The organism is Gordonia sp. (in: high G+C Gram-positive bacteria) (assembly GCF_012515855.1).
Classification (GTDB): domain Bacteria; phylum Actinomycetota; class Actinomycetes; order Mycobacteriales; family Mycobacteriaceae; genus Gordonia.
Genome location: NZ_JAAYXO010000029.1, coordinates 1 through 10439 on the forward strand (window position 1 = coordinate 1; position 10439 = coordinate 10439).

General features: G+C 66.3%; 8 protein-coding genes and 2 pseudogenes. 2 read left to right on the forward strand and 8 right to left on the reverse strand.

Features of this window, described 5'->3' with window-relative positions; translation table 11 throughout:
- The 3 genes and pseudogenes from GX543_RS01810 to mtrA form a co-directional block, all read right to left on the reverse strand.
- Positions 1-748 (reverse strand): annotated as a pseudogene (locus GX543_RS01810) (hypothetical protein); the annotation flags it as partial.
- Positions 748-2349 (reverse strand): MtrAB system histidine kinase MtrB, encoded by a 1602-nt coding sequence (gene mtrB, locus GX543_RS01815; protein ID WP_290849427.1) that lies wholly within the window; start codon positions 2347-2349, stop codon positions 748-750. The pseudogene GX543_RS01810 and the gene mtrB, both read right to left, overlap by 1 nt.
- Before the next feature lie 14 nt (positions 2350-2363).
- The gene (mtrA, locus tag GX543_RS01820; protein ID WP_290849420.1) at positions 2364-3050 is read right to left on the reverse strand and encodes an MtrAB system response regulator MtrA; all 687 of its coding nucleotides are present in this window, start codon (positions 3048-3050) and stop codon (positions 2364-2366) included.
- Positions 3051-3153: 103 nt separating this feature from the next.
- On the opposite strand from mtrA, the gene GX543_RS01825 reads away from it, so the two are divergent.
- Complete coding sequence (locus GX543_RS01825) at positions 3154-3786, forward strand: dTMP kinase (RefSeq protein WP_290849421.1); 633 nt, start codon at positions 3154-3156, stop codon at positions 3784-3786.
- A gap of 313 nt (positions 3787-4099) precedes the next feature.
- On the opposite strand, the gene ahcY is transcribed toward GX543_RS01825, so the two are convergent.
- The 5 genes from ahcY to GX543_RS01850 form a co-directional block, all read right to left on the reverse strand.
- Positions 4100-5590, reverse strand: a complete 1491-nt coding sequence (gene ahcY / locus GX543_RS01830; RefSeq protein WP_290849422.1) for an adenosylhomocysteinase — start codon at positions 5588-5590, stop codon at positions 4100-4102.
- Between the two features lie 89 nt (positions 5591-5679).
- Complete coding sequence (locus tag GX543_RS01835; RefSeq protein WP_290849423.1) at positions 5680-7248, reverse strand: amino acid permease; 1569 nt, start codon at positions 7246-7248, stop codon at positions 5680-5682.
- Between the two features lie 14 nt (positions 7249-7262).
- On the reverse strand, positions 7263-7445 hold the full coding sequence (locus GX543_RS01840; protein WP_290849424.1) for a methionine/alanine import family NSS transporter small subunit: 183 nt from the start codon (positions 7443-7445) through the stop codon (positions 7263-7265).
- Positions 7442-9037 (reverse strand): sodium-dependent transporter, encoded by a 1596-nt coding sequence (locus tag GX543_RS01845; RefSeq protein ID WP_290849425.1) that lies wholly within the window; start codon positions 9035-9037, stop codon positions 7442-7444. Before GX543_RS01845 ends, GX543_RS01840 begins: the two co-directional genes overlap by 4 nt.
- A 125-nt stretch (positions 9038-9162) precedes the next feature.
- Entirely contained in the window at positions 9163-10086 is a 924-nt protein-coding gene (locus GX543_RS01850; RefSeq protein WP_290849426.1) for a cation diffusion facilitator family transporter, read from the reverse strand.
- A 195-nt stretch (positions 10087-10281) separates the two neighbouring features.
- Here GX543_RS01850 and GX543_RS01855 point away from each other — a divergent pair.
- A pseudogene (locus GX543_RS01855) lies at positions 10282-10439 on the forward strand (5,10-methylene tetrahydromethanopterin reductase); the annotation flags it as partial.

The window sequence follows — 10439 nt, forward strand, 5'->3', positions numbered from 1 at the left end:
CACTGTCGGCGACATTCCCGAGCGGGACGGTCACCAGGTCACCGGCGACCGTCACCGGCCCGAGCAGCGTCGCCCCGCGCCCCGCCCCCTGTGCCACGGCGCCGGCCAGGACCGTGGTCGGCCCGCCCAGGAGTCTGTTGATCAGTGCGGAGGGGTCGGGCTCGGTGCCGAACAGCCAGCGCGGGTCGGCGACGAGGCGCGTCATGGTGCGATCGGGGAAGAACAGGTCCACCTGCCGATAGGCGGTGAGGAACTGGGCCGAGTCGGTGATGGACCCGGAGGGGACGTCACCGCTGATACGCCAGGCGCCTTTGACCTTGGCCAGCGACAAGGCGACCATCAGCTCGCCCGTCTCCGGCCGAAGGGTGCCGCTCGAGGAGAGCACGCCGGTCTTGTCTCCGGTGACCCGCAACCGGACTGCGTTGTCGGTGCGCTCGTCGATCGTGATGCTGACGTTCCGTATCACGGTCATGTCGCCGTGGTCGTCCCATCCTTCGCTGGCCGACGCCGTCAGGAACTTCCGCGCGGCACGGTGGCCTGCGGACGGGTCGGACATCGCTTTCAGGAAGCTGCGCGCCACTGCCTCCGGGTCGTCGCCCTTTCTCGGTGACGGCACCAGGTTGGTGGGCCGCTGCCTGTCGAAGGCCTCAATGGGCTGTGGCGACGACGAGTCCGGAATGTCGACGCATCCGCTGAGGACGAGCACGCCGCCCATCAGCAGCGCCAGCAGGGTGACCAATCGCCTCATCAGACCGCCTCGATCGGCTTGAGCGGCAGCGGGCTGCCGAGCAGCTTGTGCCCGCGGACCAGCGGGAGTGTCAACCGGAAGCAGGAGCCCTCGCCGGGCGCACCCCAGGCTTCGAGTCGGCCCTGGTGCAGGCGGGCGTCCTCGATACTGATCGCAAGGCCGAGGCCGGTGCCCCCGGAGCGACGCACGCGCGAGGGATCCGACCGCCAGAAACGATTGAAGACCAGTTTCTCCTCACCCGGCCGCAGGCCGATGCCCTGGTCGCGGATGGTGACGGCGACGGCGTCGCCGTCGGAACGCATCGTCAGGGTCACCGGTTTGTGTTCACCGTGGTCGATCGCATTGGCGAGCAGGTTGCGGAGCACGCGCTCGATCCGCCGCGGATCGATCTCGGCGAGCACCGGCTCGGCGGGAACGTCGACGATGAGGTCGCTGCCCGACTCCGCCGCGAGGTGCGCGACCGTCGCGAGCGCGGCGTCGATCGGCACCGCCATGTCCATGCGGTCGGCGGACAGCTCCGCCATGCCCGCGTCGTGACGCGAGATCTCGAGCAGTTCGGTCAGCAACGTCTCGAAGCGGTTCAGCTCCTTGTCCAGGAGTTCCACCGATCGCCGCTGGATCGGGTCGAGGTCTTCCCTGCCGTCGTAGAGCAGGTCGGCCGCCATCCGGACGGTGGTGAGCGGGGTGCGCAGTTCGTGACTCACATCCGACGTGAACTGCCTCTGCAGACCGCCGAACTCCTCGAGGTGGTTGATCTGGCGCGACAGGCTCTCGGCCATGTCGTTGAACGAGACGGCGAGCCTCGCGAACTCGTCTTCGCCGCGCACCGGCATGCGCTCTGACAGTCGACCGTCGGCGAACCGAACGGCGATGCGCGAAGCCGACCGCAGCGGCGCGATGACCTGCCTGGTCACCAGCCAGGCGATCGCGGCGAGCAGTCCGAGGAGCACCACACCGCCGGTGAGCAGGGTGCCGCGCACCAGGGAGACGGTGTTCTGCTCACTGGCCAGCGGAAACACCAGGTACAGCTCCAGGCCGCGAATGGGACTGTCGACCGGACTGCCGATCACCAACGCCGGAACGCTCTCGTCCCCCTGCTGAATCGAGGTGTACTGGTAGGCCACCTGCCCGCCGGCCACCATCTTGCGCAGGGCGGCGGGCACGTCGGGCACGGGCCCGACGGCGACTTCTTGATCGGGTCGGTTCTGCGCGGGCACCACCAGGACGCTGTCGAACGAGCCCGCGACGGCGGCGGTCTGCGTGGAGTCCGCGTCCTGGTCGGTCATCAGCGACCGCGCACGCGCCAGTCGGTTCTGCACCGTGCTGTTGGAGTCGGCGGCGCCCAGGACGCGTTCGACCACGGTCCGCATGCGGCCGATCTCCTCCGTCGCGACGTCTTGCTTGGCATCGAGGAGGCGCCCGGTGATCTGACTGATCAACACGAATCCGAGGATCAGCAGGACGACGAACGAGAGCGCCAGCGTGGACACGATGACGCGGGTCTGCACCGAGCGTCGCCAGATCTGCCCCGTCGCCCGGCCGACCGCCGCGAAGGCGCGCCGAATCAGGGCCAGGCATCGGTCGATCGGCCCCCGGTTGATCCGGCGGCCCCCGATCACGGCGGCCCGGCCTTGTAGCCGACCCCTCTCACGGTGAGGACGATCTCGGGATTCTCCGGATCAATCTCGACCTTGGCCCGCAGACGCTGGACGTGCACGTTCACCAGGCGGGTGTCGGCGGGATGCCGGTAGCCCCACACCTGCTCCAGCAGCACGTCACGCGTGAACACCTGACGCGGTTTACGCGCCAATGCCACCAGCAGGTCGAACTCGAGCGGCGTCAACGAGATCGGCACGCCGTCGCGGGTCACCTTGTGCGCGGGAACGTCGATCTCGACCGGTCCGATCGCGAGCAACTCGGCCGGATCGTCTTCGGTGCGACGCAGTCGCGCGCGAATGCGAGCGACGAGTTCCTTCGGCTTGAACGGTTTCACCATGTAGTCGTCGGCACCGGACTCCAGACCGAGGACGACGTCGACGGTGTCGGTCTTCGCGGTGAGCATCACGATCGGCACGTTGGAGTCCGACCGGAGCACGCGGCACACGTCGATCCCGTTCATGCCGGGCAGCATCAGGTCGAGCAGGACCAGATCGGGACGGACCTCGCGGACCGCTGTCAGCGCCTGTGTCCCGTCACCGACGACGAAGGGCTCGAAGCCCTCGTTCTTCAGAACGATCGTCAGCATCTCGGCGAGCGCGGCGTCGTCGTCGACAACCAGGATGCGTGGCTTCATGCCTGCCATGGTGTCACCTCGGCCGCGGATTGGCAGCCGCGACACGCCCCCGACCGTGATGGTTCCGGCGCGCCGCACTCGTCCGGCCGGAAGGACTGCCTACACTTGCGACGTGGGCATTCTGGTGGCTGTCGAAGGCCTCGACGGCGCGGGCAAACGCACCATTGTCGGACGAATCGAGCAGGCCGCGGCCCAGCTCGGCGCGTCAGTGAGCACGATCGCGTTCCCCCGCTACGGTGAGTCGATCACCGCCGACCTCGCTTCGGAAGCACTGCACGGCAGACATGGAGACCTCCGCGACAGCGTCTACGCGATGGGCCTGCTGTTCGCTCTGGACCGCGCCGCGGCGCGCCCGCTGCTGCGCACGGCGCTGGCCGAGAACGACCTGGTGCTGTGCGATCGCTACACCGCGTCGAACGCCGCTTACAACGCCGCCCGCCTGGGCGAAGGCGCCGAGTCCGAGGTCGTGTCGTGGGTGGCCGACATGGAGTTCGGCCGCTTCCACCTCCCGGTGCCCGACCATCAGTTGCTGCTCGGCATCCCGCCGGAGGTCGCCATGAACCGTGCGACGGGCCGCGCCGAGACCGACGCCGACCGTCCCGTCGACGCCTACGAGCGCGACGCCGACCTGCAGCACCGCGTCTACCGCGTCTACGGCGAACTGGTCGAGTCGAACTGGATGTCGAGCTGGTCCTGGGCCGACGGCGACGCCGCGGTGGAGCAGGTCCTAGCCCAGCTCAACTGACGGACGCAAACGCAAACGCAAACGCAAGAAACAGCGCAACGAAAGCGCCCACCGAACAACCCGGCCAGAGCACTGCCGGAGCGAATGGCACCCACCTCCGCACGGGCTTCACCCGGCGCGGCAAGGAAAACGAGCCCGTGGTCGGGGTGCCGGTGGGCTCGATCGCCGAGCTCTCCGCAGGGACGAGGCCCTAGCCGAGGAGCGAGGACTGTCTCGGCGACGAGGCCACCGGCACCCCGACCACGAGCGGGCGCACAAAAGAAGAACCGCCGCACCGGGAAACCCCGATGCGGCGGAACAGGAACCGAAACGATCAGTACCGGTAGTGCTCAGGCTTGTAAGGCCCTTCGACATCCACGCCGATGTACTCTGCCTGATCCTTGGTCAGCTTGGTGAGGCTGCCGCCGAGCGCTTCGACGTGAATGCGCGCGACCTTCTCGTCGAGGTGCTTGGGCAGACGATAGACCTCGTTGTCGTACTCGTCTCCCTTGGTCCACAGCTCGATCTGCGCGATGACCTGGTTCGCGAAGCTGTTGCTCATCACGAACGACGGGTGGCCGGTGGCGTTGCCGAGGTTCAGCAGACGCCCCTCCGACAGCACGATGATGCTGTGGCCGTCGGGGAACACCCACTGGTCCACCTGCGGCTTGATGTTGATGCGGGTCATGCCTTCGGCTGCCTCGAGGCCGGCCATGTCGATCTCGTTGTCGAAGTGGCCGATGTTGCCGAGGACGGCCTGGTTCTTCATCTTCTTCATGTGCTCGAAGGAGATGATGTCGAGGTTGCCGGTGGCGGTGATGACGATGTCGGCGTTCTCGATGGCCTCGTCGACGGTCACGACGTCGTAGCCGTCCATCAGTGCCTGGAGCGCGTTGATCGGGTCGATCTCGGTGACCTGGACGCGACCGCCCTGCCCTGCGAGCGACTCGGCACAGCCCTTGCCGACGTCGCCGTAGCCGCAGACGAGGACCTTCTTGCCGCCGATGAGCACGTCGGTGCCGCGGTTGATGCCGTCGACCAGCGAGTGCCGGGTGCCGTACTTGTTGTCGAACTTGCTCTTGGTGACCGAGTCGTTGACGTTGATGGCCGGGAAGTCGAGCTCGCCGGCCGCCGCGAACTGGTACAGGCGCAGGACGCCGGTGGTGGTCTCTTCGGTGACGCCCTGGACCGACTCGGCGATCGCCGACCACTTGGTGGCGTCGGCGGCGAGGGAACGACGCAGCAGTTCCAGGAAGATCTTGTACTCGGCCGGATGGCTGTCGTCGGCCGGCGGCACAACGCCCGCCTTCTCGAACTCGGCGCCGCGCAGCACCAGCATGGTGGCGTCACCGCCGTCGTCGAGGATCATGTTGGCGTGGCGCGGGTTGCCGTCGTCGTCCGCGGGCCAGGTGAGCATCTGCTCGGCGGCCCACCAGTACTCTTCGAGCGTCTCGCCCTTCCACGCGAACACCGGGACGCCGCGCGGCTCCTCGACGGTGCCGTGCGGACCGACCACGACGGCCGCGGCCGCGTGATCCTGGGTCGAGAAGATGTTGCACGAGGCCCAGCGGACCTCGGCGCCCAGGTCGACGAGGGTCTCGATCAGCACTGCGGTCTGCACTGTCATGTGCAGCGAACCCGAGATGCGGGCGCCCTTGAGGGGATTGACGTCAGCGTATTCGCGACGCAGTTCCATCAAGCCGGGCATTTCGTGCTCGGCCAGGCGGATCTCCTTGCGGCCGTACTCGGCCTCGGAGAGATCGGCGACCTTGAACTCCACGCCGTTGCGGATATCGGTGGTCAGAGCGCTGTCGGACGCGGTCATCTAGTCCCCTTCAGTTACAGTCTTCGCTTCATGAACGACGGTACCGGCCGCCTTTGCGGCGACCGGTACCGTGTCGTGGCGCCTCTACGCTATCGCGCTCGGCGGGAATCCGACTGATCGCCGTCGCCGACGTCCTTCTCCGCCTCCGGTGTCACGGTTGCGAATCCGGGTAGTTCCATGCGCTCGCGCATGCCCAGGACCGAGTGTTTCGCACCGTAGGCCAGGTAGACGACCACGCCGACCATCATCCAGACGACGAATCGAATCCACGTCTCGATGGACAGGTTGATCATCAGCCAGAAGCAGGCCAGGACGGCGAGGATCGGAACCAGCGGAACCAGTGGAACCCGGAAACCGCGCTTGAGATCGGGCCGGGTGCGCCGCAGGATCACCACGCCGATGCACACCAGGACGAATGCGAACAGCGTCCCGATGTTCACCATCTCCTCGAGCGTGCCCATCGGGAACGCCAGCGCGAGCACGCCCGAGACGATGCCGACGATCAGCGTGATCCGCACCGGGGTGCCGCGGTTGCCGGTCTTCGCCAGGCCCCGAGGGAGCAGGCCGTCGCGCGCCATGGCGAAACCGACGCGCGTCTGACCGAGCAGCATCACCATGACCACCGTCGTCAGGCCGGCGAGCGCACCGATGTTGATGGCCCACTCGGCCCACGTGATGCCGTGGGCCTCGAAGGCCGTCGCCAAGGTCGAACCCTGCACCGTTCCGTCGGGCAGCGTCTTGTCCGCCAGATCGGTGTACGGCACCATGCCCGTCAGCACCAGCGAGACGCCGACGTACAGGACGGTGACGATCGCGAGCGAGCCGAGGATGCCGCGCGGCAACGACTTCTGCGGGTCCTTGGTCTCTTCCGCCGTGGTCGCCACGACGTCGAAGCCGATGAAGGCGAAGAAGACCAGGGAGGCCGCGGCCAGCAATCCGTACCAGCCGAAGTCACTGCCGGTGCTGCCGGTCATCCATGAGAACAGCGTCTGGTGGATGCCGGTGGCCCCGCCGCCGGAATCCTGGCTCGGCGGGATGTACGGCGTGTAGTTGTCCTTCGTGATGTAGAACGCGCCGACGACGATCACCAGCAGGACCACGGCGACCTTGACCGCGGTGATGACCAGCGACACTCTCGAGGAGAGCTTGGTGCCGAGGATCAGCAGGGTGGTCAGCGCCGCGATCAGCAGCGCCGCACCCCAGTCGAACTCGCGCCCGCCGATCACGACGATGTTGTTGCCGTGCCCGATCACGTTGCCGAGATACGACGACCAGCCCTTCGCGACCACCGACGCCGCCAACGCGAACTCGAGGATCAGGTCCCAGCCGATGATCAACGCGACGAACTCGCCGAACGTGGCATACGAGAAGGTGTACGCCGATCCGGCCACCGGCACCGTCGACGCGAACTCCGCGTAACAGAGTGCGGCCAGGCCGCACGCGATCGCCGCGAGGACGAACGCCAGGGACACCGACGGGCCGGCCACGTTGCCTGCCGTGCGCGCGGTGATCGTGAAGATGCCCGCACCGACCACCACGGCGACGCCGAAGACCGTGAGGTCCCACGCGGTCAGTTCTTTCTTGAGTTTGGTGTCCGGCTCGTCGGTGTCGGCCATGGACTGCTCCACGGACTTCACCCGGAACATGGGATTACTCATGCGTCGCCTCCCAATCAGGTGTCACGAGTCGGGTGCGGCTCGGCGGCTCGCGCGACGTCGTCGGCCAGCATCGCGTCGTCCTCGTCCGGCAGATCCGCGACTTCGGGATGCGTGCTCAGGAAGATGATGCTGGCGATCAGTCCACCCCACACGACGATGGCGGCGACCAGCAGCAGCAGGATTGCGGAGACGCTCATTTGGTCATCTCCTTCGTCATGCGGACCGGCGCATTCCCGGCGTCGACCGGTGGCCACGGAGTGAACGACGGATCGTCACGCCCACCCCACTTGATCGCGGTGAGGATTCCAGCGAAGACGACGAGGAAGGCGACGGTGCCCCACCCGAAGACGCCGACGTACCAGGTCGGATAGCCTTCATAACCCTCGGTGATGAGGTCGTAGACCTTCTGGATCAGCATGATTCCGAGGAAGATGGGCGCATACAGGCCGATCACCGGAATCCACCATTTGCCGACCTTGAAGGTCGAGACGGCGTTGAGGTGCGCACGCAGCGTCTCGACGGTACGGCTGAGCCAGACCACGATGACGCACATGGCGATCGCGGAGACGACGATGCCGACGTTGTTGGCGAACTGGTCGACGGTGTCCAACGCGATGAGCCCGGTGGTGGTCGCGAACAGTGCGAACGACACGAAGGCGGAGACGACGCCGACACTCACCGCGGCGACCGTCTTCGACAGGCCGAACTTCTCCTGGAAAGCGACGGAGACGCCGAGAACCAGGGAGATCAACGAGGTGAACCCGGCGATGGAGAGGGAACCGAAGAACAGCGCGCCGAACAGGGTGCTGCCGGGCATCTCGGAGATCACCTGGGGGAAGGTGATGAACGACAGGGTCGGCCCGGTGATGCCCTCGAGGTCGCCGACCGCGACCTGCGTACCCTCCGCGATGCTCTGCTGGTGCGCCATGAACCCCAGGGTCGAGAAGACGCCGATACCCGCGAGGATCTCGAACGACGAGTTCGCGAAGCCGACCACCAGACCCGACGAGGTCATGTTGGCCTTGCGTCGTTGGAACGAGGCGTAGGAGATCATGATGCCGAACGCGATGGACATCGAGAAGAAGATCTGGCTGTAGGCCGCGATCCACACGTTGAGATCGGTCAGCGCACCCCAGTTCGGGGTGAACAGGGCATCCAGGCCGTCGGAGGCACCGGGAAGCGTCAGCGCTTTGATGACCAGCGCCGAGAATCCGATCACCAGCAGCGGCAGACCGATCACGTTGAGCTTCTCAACGCCCTTCGCGACACCCAGTGCCAGCACGACGATGATCAGCACCCACACCGCGATCAGCGGCCAGGCGACGCCGCCGACGAGCTCCGTCGAGATGCCGGGATCGCCGACATTCAAGTAATCCGACAGGAAGAACGTCTGAGCGTCGTCGCCCCATTTGGTGCCGAACGAGAAGTAGAAGTAGCTGAGCGACCACGCGATGATCACCGCGTAGTAGGTCGAGATGACGAAGAGGATCGCCGTCTGGAACCAGCCGAGGGCTTCGGCCTTGCGCCACAGACGACGGAAGGCCAGCGGTGCGGCCGCGCGGAAGCGATGGCCGACTGCGTAGTCGAGGAACAGGATCGGAATGCCCGCGGTGACGAGCGCGATGAGGTAAGGGATCAGGAAGGCGCCGCCGCCTCCTTCGTAGGCAACACCCGGGAATCGCCAGATATTGCCCAGACCCACTGCGGACCCGATCGCGGCCAGGATGAAGCCGCGGTTACTGGTCCACGTCTCCCGCCCTTCTGGGGCAGGTGACTGAACTGTGGTCACGAGAGTGACTCCTTTCACACTTTTGGACAGTGATTGACGACGCTAGCGCATCGCGCCCACATCGGAGGCCGCATCGGCAGCAGTTGCCGATCAACGTCAGCTGCGATGCACCATTCGTCCGGAGTTCAGGAGTCGGCGCCGCGGTCGATGTCAGGTTCGAGATAGATGACGCGAGCCTGCGGCACGGCCGTGCGCATCCGCGCTTCAGCACCGTCGATGGCGCTTGCCACCTGAGCCGCCGTGGCACCGGGCGCGATCGCGATCTTCGCAGCGACCAGCAGTTCCTCGGGGCCGAGGTACTGGGTCTTCATGTGGATGATCCGGTGCACGTCCTGGCCGACGATGGCGGCGGAGAGCTTCGCGTCCTCGTCCGACGTCGCGCCCTCGCCGATCAACAGACTCTTCATCTCGACGATGAGCAGGATCGCGATGATGCCGAGCAGGACACCGATCGAGAGCGTGCCGATGCCGTCCCAGACCGCGTTGCCGGTGATCATGGTCAGTCCGACGCCGCCGAGCGCGAGCACCAGGCCCGCCAGCGCACCGAGGTCCTCGAGAAGCACCACGGGCAGTTCCGGACTGCGCGAGGACCGAATGAACCGCCACCACGAGGCGTCGCCCTTGTGCGGCAGCGACTCCTTGCGGGCGGTGTGGAAGCTGAAGCTCTCCAGCGCGATTGCGATCAGCAGGATCACCACGGCGACCATCGGCGAGTCGAGCCCGTGGTCACCGGCGTGGCGGATCTTCTGGATGCCCTCGTACAGGGCGAAGAGCGAACCGAGGCTGAAGATGACGAGCGCGACGACGAACGAATAGAAGTAGCGACTGCGACCGTAGCCGAACGGGTGCAGCTGGTCAGCTTCGCGTTTCGCCGCGCGCTGCCCCCACAGCAGCAGGCCCTGATTCGACGTGTCGGCGACCGAGTGGACGCTTTCGGCGAGCATCGACGACGAGCCGGTGATCGCGAAGCCGACGAATTTGGCGACCGCGATACCGCCGTTCGCCAACATCGCCGCGACGATCGCTCGAGTGGATCCCTCTGTTGACATTCGTGCCCTCCAAGACATTCCGACAGATCTGCGTTGTCGAGAACGATAGACCCACGCGATCGACGACCAGCGGCTCGACTCCGGCCGGAAGAGCCGAGTGTCGAGCACCACACACCGATCGGAATTAACCGGACCATGGTCCGGTTATGCTCTTTGAAAGCCGCAGGAGCGGAAGTACGAGCAAGGAGCTTTGCGATGCAGTTCGGCATCTTCAGCGTCGGCGACGTGACCACCGACCCCCTGACCGGCACGACCATCAGCGAGCACGACCGCATCGAGGCGATGACGGCGATCGCGCTGAAGGCCGAGGAAGTGGGCCTCGACGTGTTCGCCACCGGCGAGCACCACAACCC